Here is a 19,528-nt window from a genome sequence, read left to right as displayed (position 1 = left end):
TCAAGCAAAATCCACTGTTTTAGAATTATATTTAGTACGTTTTTTTTTTTTTTGCATGTAATTTATATAAATGTAATAAAATATATACAGATATTTTAAAATTTGCTTTTACTCCTGAAATAAATTTTAAATATATCTAGCAAAAATTTACATTTTATTTAAATTTATTAAGATAATCAAATATTATATGAAAAGGAAGATTTATGAAATTACGAAAATTTTTATTAGTAACAACTAACTTAGTCTCAATTACCGCTGTTACTGCTGTTTCATGTACAGCGCCTCAGCCTCAAAAAAGACAATTTACTATTCAAAATGTTAGTGAAATTACAGTAACTCAAACAAGTGCTGAATTCACCGCTAAAATTACTGGTCTACAAGGAACAGACCAACTTAATGTAAAAGTTAATGACACAACTCATAATTTTACAGTTTCAAGTTTAAACAAACCAGCTGATAATGAATATAAAATTACTATTACTGGTTTAACTAAAGAAACTACATACGAACTAGATACCATCAAGGTAAACAACGATACATCATTTAATGTCAAACGTTCATTTACAACCTTAACTGATGTAACAACCACTCCTCCAGGAACCGAAAACCCAGGAACCGAAAATCCAGGAACCGAAAACCCAGGAACCGAAAACCCAGGAACCGAAAACCCAGGAACCGAAAATCCAGGAACCGAAAATCCAGGAACCGAAAATCCAGGAACCGAAAACCCAGGAACCGAAAACCCAGGAACCGAAAACCCAGGAACCGAAAACCCAGGAACCGAAAATCCAGGAACCGAAAATCCAAGGGACACCACTCCTCCAGTTCAGGAACCTGATTATAGTCAAGCTGGAGAACATTTAGAAAATGTTACAGATGAAGGACTAGGTGAACGTTTTGATCAGTTATTAAAAGCATATTTAGAAAAACCTGCTAATAAAGAAGAGGGAAAACTAAAACAAATGCAACTTTATTATGGCCCAACAAGTGATACCAATAATCAAGTATACTTATCAATTCAAGGATCTGGCGGTAAACCTGAAACAGCTATTTTAAAAATAAAAGCAGACTGAGATGTTAACAAATTAGAAGGTACCGCTAATTCAACTAATAAAAAATTATATTTAGCTGAATTTAATTCAGAAAATAGAATTTTAACTTTAAAATATAAATATGATGGAGAATACTTCCACATCACAACTTTAATACCTAAAGCTAAAACTGCTGAAGAAAAACAAAAAGAAGAAGATGAAAAAGCATACAAGCAAGTGCAAGATTATGTAAAAAGTGTAGTAAAAAGTGCTGTTTTCTCACAAACTGATGGTAGTTCAGATAATAAACCAACTTTAACTTTAACCTTTAATGTAGATATACAAAATAATGCTGAAAGTCAAAATGAAAACAAAAATTCTGAAGAATATAGCAAAGAATTTGAAAATTTTGCTTACTTAATTTCTGAATACCATACTGTGCACCTTGAAATTGAAGATACTAATGGTCAAATTTACTCTGGATGAGAAACTTTAATGGATCCTGAAAAACAATATGGAGGGATGACCTATAATAATAATAATCCAGAACGTAAAATCGAGTTTAGAATGTACAAAATGGAAAAGAAAGACGAAAATTCAGCTAATACAGAGGAAACTCCTCAAGAACACACAACTAAAATAGATAATATCAAAACTATTAAAGCATGATTACGTAATCCTAATTTTGCATATGAATTCGCATTCTATGAAATAGATGTTACACAAAGTGAAACTTCTAATAATTCAGCCCAAGCAGGGGGTACACAACAAGCTAGTATTTAATCCTTAATCAGGTAATTAATCTACTTAACACTAAAACACAACCAAGATTTCTTGGTTGTGTTTATTTTTACTTTTAAATTATAGTTTAGTAGGTATCTTTTGGTCCATTATATCTAAAGTATATTTTAAATCTAATTTGCAGTAAATTAAATCTTCTAAACCTTGCGGTATAGTTTCATAAATCACTAAAATATTCTTTGCTTTAGTTAATTGTAATAATCGATAACATGAAAAGATGATATTTCACATTTTTAAATTATTACAAATATCTTTACTTAAAACTATTAGTTTTAAGTTATTTAATGAATTAATTAAATTATAAATACTTTTATTTATATTAGTTAAATAAATACCATATTCATAATTATTATTAGAATAAATTGCTATTTTATTATTAATTTTTTTATAATCAAAATAATCGCCCTGTGAAGTTAATAAACACATAACTTTAGCACCGTCTATTAAAAAATCATTGCGTAAAAAGTCTGCTTGCTGTATTTTATAAATTAGATTAAGATTTTCTTCTTTGGCATAGCTATCAACATAATCAAATCAAAGATTTTGATATTTATATGCTAGTGTTGGTATTAAGTCAAAAAAATCAATTCATTCTTGCTTAATTAATTCATTAGTAATAGACACTTTAACTAACGATAAATTAACTTTATCATTAGTTAAATATGTATTGATTACTTTTTGCCTAGATAATTTAAATTTTAGTGCATTAGCATTTAAAGTCTTATATAAATTTAAATTCTTACTAAAAGTTTGAAAGACTTCTTCTTTTAAAATTGTTGGATTTAAATTAAGGTAATTATTTGGGGAATTAGAATAAATCATATTATAAAGTGAATAATTTAATAATTCTTTAAGGTTATGTTTGTAATATAAGGTATTTAGCGAAGGATATCTAAAAATAGTAAATTTATCAAAAAATGGATTAAGGCCATATTGGGTATTTAAGGTAGTTATTTTTTTCAGTAAGTGTTTAAAACGATATTTGCTTACTTTTTTAACTAAAAAAATTAACGTATCCTCATCTTTAACAATCTTTCAATTTTTGCCTTTTAAACCTAAAGATTTAATAATTAAAGATATTTCATTTTTATAAAAAATAGCATTATATTTTTCTAATTTTAATAAACCACCTATAACTACAAAATTTTTCCAAGCAATTTCACTTGCTTTATCACTTAAATCAGGTATTTTAAAAATTTGTTTTTTACTAAAAACTTTTTTCCAGGTTATTGTACAAAAAAACTTATTTGCAGCAATACTTCTTATAGTCATTTTGACAACATGTTTTTTTAAAAAATAACTTTCTAATTTAAAAATAAATCAAGTTATAAAATGATATTTTTTAATAACAAAATTATTAAATTTTATATCTAGTTCATGTGTTTCTTTATGATTAAATGGATTGTCTAAAAATTTATTCAAATTGATTTGAGTATCTGGTTCAAAATAAGCTAAGAATTCTTTTAAAGAACCATATTTAAACATACCGACTGTTGTTTTTTTAACATCTAAATTAGTTGCAAAATATGCATTTTTTTTATTTAATCTAATTACCCTTAAATTACTCATATCAATCTCATAATGCATGATATCCCATGAGGCATGAAAATACATATAAATGCAAACCAGAATTGCAATAAGTAAGAGGATAATTAAAAGAAAGATTGTAAGGAAAATAAAACCATAAAAAATGGCCATAATTACCTACTTAAAAGCCTAATTGCTGGGTGGGTTTTATTTAATTTTCGTGTTACTTGATCTTTATGGAATAAAACTTCAATATCATTACTATTACCTACCTCAATAACTTCACCTTCACCAAAAGTAATATGCGAAATAATATCACCAACTGCTATTTGTTCATTTTTTAATACAACATCATTATATGATTCGGTATTTAAAACAAATTTAGTTGGATCATCTAATAAAATCGTATCACTCAGGTTAATCCCCATTTCACTTAAAAAAGGTGAAGGTACTTTAAATTTATCAAGTGAGTAAACCATTCCCCGTGATGATGATATAAATAATTTTTTCTTCGCCCTGGTAATAGCAACATATGCTAAGCGCCTTTCTTCTTCTAATAGTTCACTAGTGCTTTTACCCTTTGAATTATTAATAAAATCTCCTTCATCATAAATTCTAAAACTGGGGAAAACTCCATCACTAAGTCCAACTAAAAAGACATTTTCATATTCTAAACCTTTTGATGAATGAATTGTCATTAAAGTAACATAGTTAGTTTCATTATGATATTCATCGCTTACAGAAAGTAAACTTACCATATTAAGATAATCTTCTAAAGTTCCGCCAACATTATTCTTTTCCCAATTATCAATTGATTTAATTAATTCTTTTACATTTTCCTTAGCTGTCCCACGAAGGTTTTTATCATTTTTTATACTTTCATAATAACCTATTTTTTCTAAAAATGCATCAAGGGCGCGGCTAATTTTAAGTTTTTTAGTTTCAATAGCATTTTTATATAATAAAATAGTTTCCAAAAATGGTTTAAGTTTATTTTTGAGAAAATCAACGCCAAATTCTTTAGGATTCAATTCTTTAAAATGATCGCGCAGAGCTCAAAACATGGTTTTATGATGACTAGTTGCAAAATCTCTAATTCTTTGTAATTTCACTTCGCCAATCCCCCGGCTCGGCACATTAATAATACGCTCAAGTGAGATTTGATGTCCATCAAATAAAACCCTTAAAAAAGCAATAACATCTTTAATTTCGTCCCTTTGATAAAATTTAACTCCATTAATTAATTTATGGGGAATGTTAGCTTCGATTAAAGCTTGTTCAAAAGCCCGCGAATAATAATTAGATCTAAATAAAATTGCAATTGAGCGCAATGGATTTTTTTGTTTTTTCAATTCATTTATTTTTGTGACAACTCATGCAGCTTCTGCTTCTTCATTATATAAATGTTGGTATTCTAAATCAGTCCCATCCTCATTTTGTGTTACTAAATCTTTACTGAATCTAATATTATTATGTTTAATTAATTTATTAGCAGCTTCCAAGATTTTTTTAGTTGAACGGTAATTTAAATCTAAAATAACAGTTTTAGCATCAGGATAATCTTTATCAAAATTTAGAATTAAATCAACTTTTGCACCTCTTCAGTTATAAATGGTTTGATCAGGATCACCAACAATTGTTAAATGTGTGTGATCTGTATAAAGCATTTTCATAATGTTATATTGCATAGATGCAGTATCCTGAAACTCATCAATTAAAATATATTTGAATTTTTTCTGATATTTAGCTAAAACATCAGGACGCATTGTAAAAAGTTTATAAGTTTGAATTATTAAATCATCAAAATCTAAAGAACCATTAATAGCTAATTCATTTAAATATTCAATATAGATTTTATTCAAAATCGAAGGTTTTTGTTCCTTAGATAAGACTTTTGCAAATTCTTTAGGGTCTTCTGAATAATTCTTGGCTCAAGAAATATATTGCGAAGCGGTCTTATATGGAATTTCTGTAGTTGTAATTCCTAAAGATTTATAAATCTTTTTTAAAATTGTATCTTTGTCTTGTTCATCAATAATTTGAAAACTTGTAGGATATCCTAACTGGCGAATGTCCTTGCGCAAGACATCAGCGCAGAAAGAGTGGAAAGTCTTAGCATTAATTTTTCCAATATCTTGTTGACAATAATTCCCAATTCTTTGCACTAATTCTTGAGCTGCTTTATTAGTAAAAGTTACAGCTAAAATTGACTCGACTGGAACATTTAAATCATTAATTAAGTATGATACTTTTCTGGTTAAAACTTTTGTCTTTCCTGAACCAGCTCCAGCTATAATCCGTAAGGGGGTATCAAAATAAACAACGGCTTCACGTTGTTTTTCATTTAAATCACTTAATAAATCTATTTTTCTTAATAGCATGTTTCCTCCTATTTATAAATAAATTTTCGGCGTATATTTTTTTGGGGCAAGAATTTAAGTTCACTAATTACTTGCCTAATTTGTTTATCTTCAACCACTCGGGTTTCGGTTAGTAAATCAATTAAAATTAAATTTCGCTTGGAAACCAGCAGCATAAAGTACCCTGCAATTAAAATAAAAAAATGCATAGTTAATAAAGTAGTAATGATTCTCAACACAATCTGATGATATAAATCATTTCGTAAAGTTATTTGTTTTTGTTCATTTCACACAAAACTCTTATGGCTTAAGAAGGATAATGTAATGAGTAAAATCACGAAAAAAAACCAAGTAATAAAATAATTATGTTTAAAGATTGAGATTTTGGAAAATTCCTTAGTTTTTGAATTAATGATTTTTAATTTGCAAATCCACAAACCAATTGTTTTACCATTAAATAAAACTGGAATTAATTGGTAAAATAAAGCAAGAAAAAGCCAGATTAAAACGACCCCGAAATAAAAAACACCCGCACTAGGCAAGTCATTTGGTTTTTTTGTAATTCTTAAAAGATAAAATGATAACAATACTAATGAAAAAAAACAAATTAAATCAATAATATTTGCTAGCAATCTTTTAAAGAAACTTGCATTTTTATACACTTATTAACTAAGTCTCTTTAAAATTTTGGTGTTTTTTAGTTTTGAAATTGGCAGAGATAATAAAATAATTTCATTATTATTTCGTAAGAAATATGGGTTGGTAATAAAATAATTTTTAGATTTATATTGCAAATCAAGCGTTTTAATTATTTCAAAATGAGCTTCAAAGACTTTTGGATTACGTTTTTCTCAAATATCTTCCTTAGTTTTATAGATTCGACGGTACATAAATTTTGTTTCATTTAAAAAACCAGTTAAGAGTAATTTAATAAAATAATATTTTGCATAAACTAATTCATCATTAAAGTTTAAATGTTTAATTTGAACAATGTTTTGTAAATTATCAAAAGAAGTTAAAAAGTTTTTGGTAATTAATCAAATATCAGTAGGAAAATATTCAGCAAACATTTTATAATCTAAATATGTATACGTTTTAGCCTCTAAAAATAACATATAATTTAGTTCAAGACACAATTTATTATTATTAGCTGTTTTAAATTTATGACCAAGAATTTTATTTGATAAGCTTTTTTTGATAATTTTATTGAAAATAAATGGATAAGTATAGGCAAAAGTTAATTTATTTTCTTGTAAATTAATCTTGCGACCCTCGACCACTCTACCTGTTGGTTTTCAAGTAATTGAACCATTTATTTTTGGTTTAAATTCCAAAATATCGACTTTAGTTTGCTCAATTGCTTGAATCATTCTTTCCACATAATGTTTTTTTATATATTGAATATCACAATTAAAAACAACAGAATATTCACCTGAAATTACCCTGTAAGCATTAAGTAAACTTTCTTGAGCAGTGCTTTGTTTTGAGTTATAAATAAACTTAAGCCTCTTACCAAAAGAAGCTTGATATTTTCCCAATTCTTTGATAATTTCTAAATTTTTTGAATTTGCATTGTTTAAACACAATACTACTTCAAAATCTTGACTAGTTTGCTCTTCCAAAGCTTCAAAATAATATTCTAATTGTTTTAAATCACTTGGTACGATTGATATTAATGATAATTTCATACTAACCACCCTTAGGTATTAATATTTTACCATAAAACTCAATTTTTTTAATGGGATATTAAGACATTTCATCCCATATCTAGCCCTAAAAATATTTACTATTTTTTTATAGTTTTAAATGTTATCTTTATGAAAATAATTTATAATATTTACGTATTATAAAATTAGGAGGATTACATGAAAAATACAATTGACAATTTACAACTATCTGGCAAAAAAGTCCTAGTACGTGTTGACTTTAATGTTCCAGTACAAGATGGTATTATCACATCAACAAAAAGAATTAGTGCAGCATTGCCGACTTTATTAAAAGTCTTAAATGATGGTGGAAAGTTAATCTTACTTTCACACCACGGGAGAGTTAAAGAAAATTCTTGCCTTTCAAAACATACTTTAAAACCAGTAGCTTTTGGATTAGCTCGTCAACTTAAAAGACCAATTAAGTTTGTCGAACAAACTAAAGGCCCAGTCTTAGAAAAAGTTATTAACGAAATGAAACCTGGGGATGTAATTTTAGTACAAAACACACGTTATGAAGATTTAAACGACAAGGCTGAAAGTAAAAATAACCCTGAACTTGGTGCTTATTGAGCATCGTTAGCTGATGTTTTTATTAATGATGCTTTTGGTACAGCACATCGTGCACATGCTTCAAACGTTGGAATTGCTAAAAATATCAAAGAATCTGCATTAGGTTATTTAATGGAAAAAGAAGTTTCATCTTTAGAAAAAGCTCTTAAAAATCCTGTACATCCATATGTTGCAATTATTGGTGGAGCTAAAGTATCAGATAAAATTAAGGTACTTGAAAACTTAATTAAAATTGCTGACAAAATGATTATTGGTGGGGGGATGGCTTATACATTCCTAAAAGCTCAAGGCATTAACGTTGGTAATTCATTAGTAGAAGATGATTACTTGCCGCTTGCCAAAGACTTTTTAGCAAAATACAAACATAAGGTTATTTTACCAGTTGATCATGCTGTAGCAACCGAATTTAAAGATGTTACACCCGAAATTCAAGAAGTTTCAGTTAAAGAAGGCTACATGGCACTTGATTTAGGTCCTAAATCTATTAAAGCTGTACAGGATGCCTTAGTAAATGCAAAAACTGTGGTTTGAAATGGACCTATGGGTGTTGCTGAATTTGAAAACTACAAACATGGGACTCTTGCAGTTTGCAAAGCAATTGCAACTTTAAAAGATACCTATACTGTTGTTGGTGGCGGAGATAGTGTTGCTGCTGTGGAAAAGCTTGGTATGGAAGCAATGTTTTCACACGTTTCAACTGGTGGTGGAGCGAGCCTTGAATTCTTACAAGGAATTGCCCTTCCTGGTATAGTTGCAATTCAAGATAAAAAATAATTCAAATAAAAAAGGACTTGAGAAATCAAGTCACTTTTTTATTATTTATTAAATTAATTGGTGGTCTACAAGAGCTTTTTTGATTGCATCAATAGCTTCTTGTTCATCTTCACCTGAAGTTTTAATTGTAATTTCTGCGCCACATTTAATTCCTAGCGCCATAATATTCATAATTGACTTTAAATTACCTTCACGTCCTTCATATGATAATTTTGCTTCTGATTTAAATCTAGCAGCAACAGCTGTTACCAATGAAGCAGGACGTGCATGTAAACCAATTGGGTCAATTATTTTACATTTCAATTCTTTCATATTATGAACCTTTCTATATCTAATTAATTATTTTCTAATAAATGCCAACTATAATTATACCACAAATTAAATTAATGTTTTAATTCAATTGAAAAAGAAGTTTTCAATTTTATTATATTTACGTTCAATATTCGACATTTTGTGAAAATTAATACATTTTTTATCATATTTTCTAAATAACGTTTTTAAATCTTCGACAATCTCACCTTGCACAATATCAACTGTTTCATATTGCGAAAACATGCTGCGTGGATCTAAATTATTAGTTCCCAGTCAACCAACTTCACCATCAATAATTCCCATTTTCGAATGTAAAAAATGATCAGAATAAATTTTTACTTTTAACCCAAATGGAATATAGCGATTTAATTGGTTTAAACCAGTTTTATAAACAAGTTTTTTGTCTGGCAATCCGGGAAAATAAATAGTAATTTGCACCCCGGTTTTTAATGCTATTATTAACAGTTTTTCTAAAGAACTTGTTAATGTAAAATATGGAGTTGCAATTTTAATGCTACTTTTTGCATTTGATAAAGCCAAAAGTAAAAAGTCTTCAATTGTGGAGTATTTATAATTTGGAGAATCAGCTACCAATAAAGCCCTGGAATTATATGTTTCTTCTTGGTGTGAATTATATGTTAAATAATAACTTAAATTATTAATTTTTTCTTTCGAAATTAAACGTCATAATTTGAAAAATAGCAACACATAGGAATTAATATAAGGTCCTTGCATAATGTAATTAACATCAATTCAATGACCGTATTTTGGAGATAATGATCCATATTCATCTGAAATATTATTTCCGCCAGAAAATACTAATTTGGAATCTATAATAAAGAATTTTTGGTGGTTTCGTGTAAATGATGAAAAATTTATAAATGGATAATAAATTTTACCAATCATTCGAATTTTGATTAAATTTGTTTTAATTAAATTATTAATGTATTTACGTTGTTTACCAATTGCCCCAAAATCGTCAATTAGTCACTTAATTTCAATGCCTTGCTTTTGTTTTTGTTTTAAAATTTCAATAATTTCTTTTGCTATTTCGCTATTTTTAATTATGTATGTAACAATGAAAATACTTTTTTTAGCTTCTTTTAAACTTTGAATTAATTTTTGATAAAAATCATATCCTTCTGATATTAAACGAATATTTGCATCATACATTAATGTTTTACGTTTTAAAATCATTTTTTGAATAATAGGGTTTGTCGAATTATGAGTCGATGCATTTATATCTGAATAATATGAAATTTTATATTCGGGTAATTCTTCTAGTTGCCTTTCAAATTTAGATTTTAAATCTAAACCAAAGACAAAGAAAATAATATGACCAAAAATAGGCACAAATAGCACTAAATATAACCAACTAAACTTAGCCTGGTTATTTCTGTTTTGAGCATGAATAATAAAAGTTGTAATTACATTAAGTAAATAAATAAAAATCAGTAAAAGCCAAATTAGGTCATTATTAATAAAAAGTGTAAGAAAAATCATGCTAGCAAAATATCCACTAGAAATTAATAATTGGAGAATAAAAATTAAAATTCGCTTAATTGTAAACTTTCTAGACATGAAAACCTTCTTTAGTATTTATTATTAAATAATGTTTTTATATGGTAATTTTATTGCTTTAAAATAAATTTTATCTTTAGGCAAGATTTGCTCTAAGTCTTGCATAATTTGATATGCAAAGACTTCTTCACACTTATGCGGGATTTCTAAAACATTAATTTGTTTTTCTTGGTAGTTAATTCATTCATTTCATTTTAAATCACTAGTAATAAATAAATCAACTTTTAGACTGGAACTTAGTTTGTTAATATCATAAATGGAACCTGATCCTGCTAAAATAGCTACTCTCTTAAATTCTTTTAATTGATTTGGATCAAAATTAGACCTTAAGGTATTTTGATAATTAAATTTTTCCTTAATAATCTCAATTAAATTAACACCAGCAAGATTATCAAAAACAACTCCATATAAAGTTGGAATCATCCTTAAATTATATTCATCTAATCCTAAATATTTAAAAACTTGGTGCGAGGTACCTAAGTATGCTATATCATAATTAGTATGTAAAGAATAAACGCTAATATTATGTTCTTTTAATTTGGAATTAATTTCTTTTTTATACGGAGCACTTTGATATTCTTTACCCCAAGAATCACTAAAAATAAATGGGTGGTGAGTTAAAATTAAATTACACTTTAACTCAATTGCTTTGTTTAAAACTTCATTTGTTAAATCAATTGCTAATAAAGCACCAGTAAGTTTGCTTGAAAGTTTGTTTTTTACATTTAAACCAGAATAATCTCAAGGTTCAGAATCTTTTAAAGGGTATAAATCTTCTAAATATTCAATTACTTGTTTTACAGTCATATTAATAAAAATCCTTTAAAATATTTCCGTATTTTGGGTCATTTCTTAATTTCTTAAGAATTTTATTTTCAATTTGCCTAATTCTTTCTTTTGATACATTATTTCGAGCAGCTGCTAAAGCTTCAAGGCTATGCACTTTATAAGGAACACCGTTTTGGTCAACTCCAATTCCATAACGCTTAGAAATTAATTCTTTTTCATCAGGTTCCAAACGATCAAGCATTTTTTGTAAAATAACACTTAGCTCATCTTTTGACGAATGATCGATTGGGCTAACAATATTATCATCTTTAACAAAATCACTAAATTGTGAATCATTTTCTTTACCCACTTGTTTATCTAATGAAATAGGGTCAGCATTTATTTTACGAATGTAACGAACTTTGTCTGTTGTAAATGCACCTCCGATTCTTTCTGCAATTTCTTCATCAGAGGGTTCATAGCCTAGTTCGTGACTTAATTCACGTTCTACTTTTGAAACTTTATTAATTGTTTCAACCATGTGCACTGGAACTCTAATCGTGCGAGCTTGATCAGCAACTGCTCGAGTAATTGCTTGGCGTATTCACCAAGTAGCGTAAGTTGAAAACTTAAATCCTTTATTAATATCAAATTTTTGAGCAGCTTTAATAATTCCTGAATTACCTTCTGAAATTAAATCAATAAAAGACAGACCACGGTTTTTATATTTTTTAGCATTATTAATTACTAAACGTAAATTACGATTAATTAAAGTATCGCGGGCTTTTTTACCACGAAAGCCTCCTTGCATCATGCGGCGAGCTAACTCTTTTTCTTCAGCTTCTGTTAATAACTTACCATATTTACCTATCCAACGCATATATCATTTTACAATGTCATTAGTTTCAGTAAGTTTATTATATAAATTCTCAGATTTTTTCTCTTCAACATTCAATAGTTGCTCGCCTAGATCAAAATCATCATCGTCACTAAATTCATCATAGTATGTTTCTGAATCATCATCAGAATATTCATCGGAATCTTTTTCTAAATCTTCGTCATCTTGTTCTTCATCTGATTCATCATCAATATACAAATCATCATCATTGCCATCTTCTAAGTCACTAAAATTAGGTTCTTCAAGTTCAATTTTATCTAATTCGTCAGTTATCGATTCTAAGTCAAATTCGTTAGTTTGTTTTTTTATTTTTTTAGAGTTATTAGATACTTCTTTTTGGAAATCTTCTAAGAAAACTTCATCTAAATCTCCAGAATCCTGTTCGTTGGTTAAAATATTTTCTTCTATTAGTTGGTTAAATAATTCATCCATTTGATCATCTGGAACATCTAAGTTTTGTTGGTATAAAAAATCCATTACCTCTTCTTGAGATAAACTAGATTTATTTTTCTTTTTCATATCATTGCTTAGTAAATTTATAAAAGTCTTAAAGTTAGATTTCATATTTTCTCCTTATAATTTAATTTCTTTAAAACGTTTTAATTCTTTAATTAAATTATTATAGTTTTTTGTGCTTGGGGTAATATTAAACTTGCGATTTTCATCATTATGAGAATTTAATAATTCTCGTATTAATGGAGTCAATGCAACTTTCCCACTTTCTTCTTGCAAAGTATTTTGTATCTTATTAGTATAACTAAGATAAAATTCTTTTAAATCATCTTCAGGAAATTGTTCATTATAAGATTTAATCAAATCAAAAACTTTGCGGTGCATTTGTCGCTTTATATTATGAACTAATTCATTACTTTCTGAACTGGGGTCAAGTTCTAAATACGTAAAAGTACTTGATTTAATTTCATTAAAAGCATTGGCTAAGTTTTGTGGTTTACAATAAAGAATACTTGAATTATCTAATTGAAAAAAGCGTTTTGCAAAGTCTGGTTTTAAAATAAAGTAAATTAAGAATTTAATTCTAATATTATTGGCCATAAAATCATTAAATTTACTTTGATTTAAAATTTTCGAATTATGTATGTTATATGATTCATAATATGTCTCATAATCCATGTTTATAAAATTATTTAATTCATGTAGTGGCGAGGATGGTGTTGTTAAATTTTCCAGTAAATCATAATTAAATTCATTTTTAAATTTAGAGGCAAAATAATTCTTTTTATCATAACTTATTAATGATAAAAACTCTTTAACATCATCACTAAATTTTTTCACGTTCTTGAAATCAAAAACTTCTTTTAATTTGTGTAAATCAAGATAATAATCATAAATAAAATCAATAAAAGATTTTTTTTGATCTAAAATGTGTTTTAAGCCGTGTGGACCTTCACTATTTAAAATTTCATCTGGATCTTTATTTGCAGAATTATATGCAACATAAACTTCTTGCACTTGATTACGTAATAAAGTTTTTAAAGATTTTAAAGTAGCATTAATCCCTGCTAAATCATTATCTAAAAATAAAGTAATTGAATATTGTTTTATTAATGAAACATGATGATTGCTAAGAGCCGTCCCCATTAAAGCTACAACATTACCAAAACTAGCTTTATCAAAGGCAATAACATCCATAAAACCCTCAACAATAATAATTTCCTTGGTATTTTGAGCCTCTTCTAAAGCATTATAAATGTTATATAAGATTTTGGATTTATTAAACAAGATTGTTTCAGGTGAATTGATGTATTTAGGTTTGCTATCTTCATCTAGCGCCCGAGCACTAAAACCTACTATTTCATTAAATTCATTTTTAATTCCAAAGGTAATTCTGTTCCAAAAAATATCATGTAATTCATTATTAATAAGCCCAGCTTGCAAAATTAGCTCATTTGAAAAATTAGCAGATGTATTTAAATATTCACGTAACTCATGATAAGGAGCATAGCCAATATTAAATTTTTTACGTATCTCAGGATCAAAAATCTGGCGCTTTTTTAAATATTCTTGGGCTTTTATATTACTTGTTGCTTTAATTTTAAAAAATGAATTAGCAACATTTAAAAGCTCTAGCAACTGAATTTCCTGTTCAGTTTTAGTCGCAATATTTTGAGAATTAATGTGAGATAAATCTAAATTAAGCGATAATTCATTAGATAAATATTCAAGTGTTTCAAGGTAACTTTTATTAAGATGTTTTTTAATAAAAGTTATTACATTACCGGATTCTGAACATGAAAAACATTTATAAATACCTTTTGATACAGAAACTGTAAAACTAGGGTTTGAATCTTGGTGAAAAGGACATAAACCTAAATAATTATTTCCTTTTTTAGTTAAGGAAATAAAATTAGAAATAACTTGTACTATGTCTGCTTTATCTAAAATTTGTTGGTTGATTTCTTTAAAATTTATTTGGTTCATTTTTATATTCTATAAGTACTTAAATATTTGATCTAGATCAATTCTAAATTGTTCCATTGTATCACGATTTCTTAAGGTAAAAGTGTTAGTTTCTAATGAATCGTAGTCAACTGTTAATGATCAATATGTCCCAATTGCATCCTGGCGGCGGTATCGTTTACCAATTGAACCAGCTTCATCATAAACACATGAAATTCCTTTATCAACTAAAAAAGACATAATTTCTTTGGCTTTAGGACTAAGTTTTTTAACTAATGGCAAGATGGCAACTTTATATGGAGATAGTTCTAAAGGAAATTTAAATAAGATTCTAGAATCTCCATTATCAAAATTTTCTTCATGATATGTATCAAGTAAAATTGCATACATTAAACGGTCTAAACCAATACTTGGTTCAATCACATATGGAGTAATTTTTGTATTTGTTTCCGGATCTAAATAAACTAAGGATTCACCTGAAGCTTGCTCATGAGATTTTAAATCATAATCACTGCGATTGGCAACTCCAAGTAATTCACCTCAGCCAAATGGAAACTTAAACTCAATATCAGTTGTTCCTTTTGAGTAATGGGCCAATTCTTCAGGTTCATGATTACGAATTTTAATGCTTTCTTGCTTAATGCCTAATTTTAAAATAAAATTTTGAGCTTTATTAACGTAATAATCAAATCAATAATCAGCTTGATCTGGAAAACTGAAAAACTCTAATTCCATTTGCTCAAATTCTCTGGTCCGAAAAATAAAGTTGCCCGGGGTTACTTCATTTCTAAAACTTTTACCAATTTGGCCAATTCCAAAAGGTAATTTAGCCCGAGTAGAGCGCAAAACATTTTTAAAATTAACGAAAATACCTTGGGCAGTTTCAGGACGTAGATAGATTTTATTTTTACTTCCTTCAACGATTCCTTGCTCAGTTTCGAACATTAAGTTGAATTCTCTGATCTCACTTCAATTTGTTTTAGAACCTTCATATTCAAAAACATTATAATCTAAGAATTCTTTGAGTTCCTTTTTTGTCATTTTTTCAGGAACTAAGGTTGGATTAACTTCTTGAGTTATTTTGTCCGCTCGATAGCGCTTACCATTTATTTTATTTTCAATCAATGGATCACTAAAATTTGATACATGTCCACTAGTAACCCAAACTTGCGGATTCATCAAAATTTTAGAATCAATTAAAAAATTACTGCTTTCTTTTAAGATAAATTCTTTTTTTCATAAATCACGAATATTATCTTTTAAAAGTGAACCTAAGGGCCCATAATCTCAAGTATTGGCAAGGCCACCGTATATTTCACTACCTTGAAAAACAAACCCGGAAGACTTTAAATGATTTAAGAATGTTTCATTAATTTTACTGTAATTATTCATATGAGTTTCATTATACCAAAAACAAAAAAATCTAATAATAAATATTATTAGTTTTTAAGCGTAAGTAATAATGATATTAATTACAAAAATTATGGTTCATAAAATTAAATTTAAAACATAGCCAAAGGAGGTTTTATAATAAAAGCTATTATAGTAATTGTCTTGTAATTCTTTTTGTTTATAAAAAATTTGTTTTTGACTTTCTGACATTTCCATAAGCTTTTTTTGCTCTTTAATTTTTGTATTTTTAGAATTAATGTTTTTAAAATTATTAATCGTTTTATTTAATAAGCCCATTTTTAAACCATAAGCCAAAAGCGCACCTACAAAGGTAATTATAATTGAAGTGTTTATAGAATTTAAAAATTTATAATTATCATAACGGTGTTGCACAATAAAATCAATTAAAACAACTAACCAATAAAATATAAAAAATAAACTTAAAATAAAATAAGTTTTTCTTGCTTTAAATTGAAATTTTAAATATTCTTTAAGAATTTGTTTTCAGGTTCATTTTTGTTTTTTTTGCATTTTTTGTCTCTTTTTTAAATTTATTTAAGTTTTTAATAATTACTCATTGTAAGAATTTGTGGATTATTCTTACTAAGAATCTCTTTGTTTTAGAATAGTTCATTGCTAATTCGGATTCAAATTTTAGAACAAGGTTTTTTTTGTTAAAATCATAAAAAGCATACATATAAAAACTATGCTCTTTATACTTAAAAGTAACTTCTAATAAATCATGTTGCTCACGATTTTCAAATTCATGTTGCTGGATTTTAGTAAGTTTAATAGACTTTAAAAAAACTTTGCCCACTTCAAAAATATTTAATGCTTCCAAGGCTTCATAGTATTCAAAATTAACTTCTTTGGTGCTTAAAGAAAAATTAAATTTACTTTCAAGGGTTTTAAGATACTTATAACCAAAAAGATAATTGTTGTTTTTATAGTCTAAAAACATTTTAGATAACTTTAAAATAAAGTCAAAATTTGAATAATTTAATTGGTTACCTAAATTTGCAGAAAATTTATTATGAGTGTAACTAAGTAAAACGTTATTAGTCCCTAAGGCAATATTTTGATTATTATCATAAGGTATTTTAAAATTTATTAAGAGATTGAGAATAAATTTTGGTACATAAAATGGTAAATAAACTTGGTTTAATTCAAGGCTTGAATCATTTTTTCAAGTTAAAAAATTATAGTTAATAAATAAGTAAATTAAATCTTCTTCTTTTAGGGTAATATACCTACTTTTAACTTTAGCATAAATTTTTAACTGTTTTGCTTCATTAAGATGAATAATTAAATCCGTTTTATGTTTGCCAAAATTTAAATCCAAAATAGTAAATAGCATTTTATTTGAAATATTTCTTTTATATATAACAACTTTATAACTAGAATTATTCAAAATTCTTTGTAAGATAAATAAATCTAGAGAATTAGATACAATAATACTAATTTTTAATGTTTTGTTTAGTTCAAAATCACCTGTTTTTGATGTAAAATTAGTTTTAAAATTTGAACAGTAAAGTTTAAGTATTTTATCAACATTAATAATTGTTGATTGAGAACTTGGTGATAATAAAAATAAATTATTAATTTTAGTAAATTCACTTAAGTAAAAAATATATTCTTGCAATTTTAGATCAATCTTATCTTTAACTAACTTCAAATAATATTTATTTTGAGTTTGATTATAACTTAAGAAGATTCCATTATTAATACCAGTAGTTTCGATAGTTTTATAAAATAAAAATTCATTAATGGTATCATAATTATGAGTAAAAACTTCAAACTTTGCTTTGTTAGCATAACGTACTAATAAGTTTTTTAAATTTTGGCCTTGAGCATTCCCAAAATCAGTTGCAATTAATATTTTTTTATTTTTGTTACTTGATAGATTTTTCAAGAAAATTGCAAAAATACTCAGGCAACTAAATGGATTTAAATGGTCTAAATTAAATTTATTAATTCCTACAAATTCAATGCCATAAACTGTACTTTTAGCCTTGCTTACTAAATTATCAAAATCCGTATGGTAATGTTTAATTTCGTTATCAAATTCCTCTAATGTTGAAATTGATTCATTATTATAAAAACTTCTTCAAATATTTAAAGTACTAAAGGCCATAAATCTCCTGATTATCCTAATATTTTTTTTAATTTTACCAAATTTAAAGTAAAATAAATAAAATACATTTTTATAAATAAATTTTTTTAGTTAGGAGTCTTATGTCATTAAAAGCCGGAATTATCGGATTACCCAATGTAGGTAAGAGTACTTTATTTAGCGCCTTAACCAAAAAACAAGTTGAATCTTCAAATTATGCCTTTACCACAATTGAACCAAATATTTCAACTGTTCCATTGATTGACCCGCGCCTTAAGCAAATTGCAAAATTAATTAATCCAGATAAAGTTGTTTGAGCTACTTTTGATTTTGTTGATATAGCTGGTTTAGTACAAGGAGCTTCAAAAGGTGAAGGTTTAGGTAATAAATTTTTAGCTAACATTCGCGATGTAGATGCTATTATTCATGTTATTAGATGTTTTAATGATAAAAATATATTACATGTTGCTAACTCAATTAATCCAGTACGAGATAAAGAAATTATTAATTATGAATTAATCTTGGCAGATTTAGAAACTATAAATAACGTTTTAAATAGAGTTTCTAAAAAAGCGAAATCTGGGGATAAAGATGCAATTATTGAACAAAATGCTGCTTTAAAAGTAAAAGCATCATTAGAACAAACTATACCAGCACGTGAAGCACTCTTAGATGAAGCAGAAACAAAATTCATTAAAGGTTATAATTTATTAACCTTTAAGAAAATTATTTACGTTGCTAATTTAAATAGTGAACAATTTATTGATTATCAAAATGATGAATTATACAAATCACTTGAAAGTTCTTTAAAAGACCATGAACAGTTAATCCCAATTTCAGCTGAATTAGAAGCTCAATTAAGTATGATAGAAAATAATGATGAAAAACTTGAGTTATTTACAATTTATAATATTCAAAGTAGTGGGCTTGACATTTTAACCAAAGCTGCTTTTAAATTATTAGATCTTGAAACATATTTTACAGCAGGGAAAATCGAGGCAAGAGCTTGAGTTTATAAAAAAGGTTGATCTGCTCCTAAATGTGCGGGGGTGATTCACAGTGATTTTGAGAAAAAATTTATCAAGGCGGAAGTGATAAGTTACCAAGATTATTTAGAATATGGTGGAGAATTAGGTGCAAAAAATGCTGGTAAACTACGTCAAGAAGGTAAAACCTACATTATGCAAGATGGCGATGTTTGCCACTTTAAATTCGGAAAATAAAAGCAAAAAAACAATTTGCTTTTATTTTTTAATTGCATATATTAACATTAT

The 19,528-nt window shown here is 26.8% G+C and carries 15 protein-coding genes; 3 read left to right on the top strand and 12 right to left on the bottom strand.

Going from position 1 to position 19,528, the window contains the following annotated elements:
- The first annotated feature begins 203 nt into the window (after window positions 1–203).
- Window positions 204–1,814 (top strand): hypothetical protein, encoded by a 1,611-nt coding sequence (locus AC0B4T_RS01790; protein ID WP_465102877.1) that lies wholly within the window; start codon window positions 204–206, stop codon window positions 1,812–1,814.
- A gap of 78 nt (window positions 1,815–1,892) precedes the next feature.
- Here the strand turns inward: AC0B4T_RS01790 and AC0B4T_RS01785 are convergent, their stop codons facing one another.
- The 4 genes from AC0B4T_RS01785 to AC0B4T_RS01770 are packed head-to-tail and all read right to left on the bottom strand — an operon-like array spanning window position 1,893 to window position 7,407.
- Window positions 1,893–3,530 (bottom strand): MHO_4530 family protein, encoded by a 1,638-nt coding sequence (locus AC0B4T_RS01785; protein ID WP_465102876.1) that lies wholly within the window; start codon window positions 3,528–3,530, stop codon window positions 1,893–1,895.
- A gap of 2 nt (window positions 3,531–3,532) precedes the next feature.
- The gene (locus tag AC0B4T_RS01780) at window positions 3,533–5,740 is read right to left on the bottom strand and encodes an ATP-dependent helicase (protein WP_465101592.1); all 2,208 of its coding nucleotides are present in this window, start codon (window positions 5,738–5,740) and stop codon (window positions 3,533–3,535) included.
- An 8-nt stretch (window positions 5,741–5,748) separates the two neighbouring features.
- Window positions 5,749–6,381, bottom strand: a complete 633-nt coding sequence (locus tag AC0B4T_RS01775; RefSeq protein WP_465102875.1) for an RDD family protein — start codon at window positions 6,379–6,381, stop codon at window positions 5,749–5,751.
- Between the two features lie 3 nt (window positions 6,382–6,384).
- Entirely contained in the window at window positions 6,385–7,407 is a 1,023-nt protein-coding gene (locus AC0B4T_RS01770; RefSeq protein ID WP_465102874.1) for a glycosyltransferase family A protein, read from the bottom strand.
- 177 nt (window positions 7,408–7,584) lie between these two features.
- Between AC0B4T_RS01770 and AC0B4T_RS01765 the strand changes: the two genes are divergently transcribed.
- Entirely contained in the window at window positions 7,585–8,772 is a 1,188-nt protein-coding gene (locus AC0B4T_RS01765) for a phosphoglycerate kinase (protein ID WP_465102873.1), read from the top strand.
- Window positions 8,773–8,820: 48 nt separating this feature from the next.
- Here AC0B4T_RS01765 and AC0B4T_RS01760 read toward each other — a convergent pair whose 3' ends face one another.
- The 8 genes from AC0B4T_RS01760 to AC0B4T_RS01725 all read right to left on the bottom strand — a co-directional run bounded on the left by AC0B4T_RS01760 (window position 8,821) and on the right by AC0B4T_RS01725 (window position 18,275).
- On the bottom strand, window positions 8,821–9,084 hold the full coding sequence (locus tag AC0B4T_RS01760; RefSeq protein WP_099309444.1) for an HPr family phosphocarrier protein: 264 nt from the start codon (window positions 9,082–9,084) through the stop codon (window positions 8,821–8,823).
- Between the two features lie 66 nt (window positions 9,085–9,150).
- The gene (locus tag AC0B4T_RS01755; protein WP_465102872.1) at window positions 9,151–10,587 is read right to left on the bottom strand and encodes a phospholipase D-like domain-containing protein; all 1,437 of its coding nucleotides are present in this window, start codon (window positions 10,585–10,587) and stop codon (window positions 9,151–9,153) included.
- Between the two features lie 102 nt (window positions 10,588–10,689).
- On the bottom strand, window positions 10,690–11,472 hold the full coding sequence (locus tag AC0B4T_RS01750) for a Nif3-like dinuclear metal center hexameric protein (protein WP_465102871.1): 783 nt from the start codon (window positions 11,470–11,472) through the stop codon (window positions 10,690–10,692).
- 1 nt (window position 11,473) lies between these two features.
- A complete protein-coding gene (locus AC0B4T_RS01745) occupies window positions 11,474–12,895 on the bottom strand; it encodes an RNA polymerase sigma factor (protein ID WP_465102407.1) in 1,422 nt (473 codons plus the stop codon).
- A gap of 9 nt (window positions 12,896–12,904) precedes the next feature.
- Window positions 12,905–14,770: a DNA primase gene (gene dnaG / locus AC0B4T_RS01740; RefSeq protein ID WP_465102870.1), complete on the bottom strand. Its 1,866-nt coding sequence runs from the start codon at window positions 14,768–14,770 to the stop codon at window positions 12,905–12,907.
- 9 nt (window positions 14,771–14,779) lie between these two features.
- A complete protein-coding gene (locus AC0B4T_RS01735) occupies window positions 14,780–16,141 on the bottom strand; it encodes a glycine--tRNA ligase (protein ID WP_465102869.1) in 1,362 nt (453 codons plus the stop codon).
- Between the two features lie 54 nt (window positions 16,142–16,195).
- Window positions 16,196–16,672, bottom strand: coding sequence for a hypothetical protein (locus AC0B4T_RS01730; RefSeq protein WP_465102868.1), 477 nt, complete (start codon window positions 16,670–16,672; stop codon window positions 16,196–16,198).
- Complete coding sequence (locus AC0B4T_RS01725; protein ID WP_465102867.1) at window positions 16,632–18,275, bottom strand: MAG5620 family putative phospho-sugar mutase; 1,644 nt, start codon at window positions 18,273–18,275, stop codon at window positions 16,632–16,634. Before AC0B4T_RS01725 ends, AC0B4T_RS01730 begins: the two co-directional genes overlap by 41 nt.
- 101 nt (window positions 18,276–18,376) lie before the next feature.
- Here AC0B4T_RS01725 and ychF point away from each other — a divergent pair, with 101 nt between their 5' ends.
- Window positions 18,377–19,477 carry a redox-regulated ATPase YchF gene (gene ychF / locus AC0B4T_RS01720; RefSeq protein WP_465102866.1) on the top strand — a complete coding sequence of 367 codons (1,101 nt, stop codon included), beginning with the start codon at window positions 18,377–18,379 and terminating at the stop codon, window positions 19,475–19,477.
- The last annotated feature ends 51 nt before the right edge of the window (window positions 19,478–19,528 follow it).

The sequence above is a fragment of the Mycoplasma sp. 10961 genome, from assembly GCF_055523525.1.
This window is presented reverse-complemented; position numbering and strand designations above follow the sequence as displayed.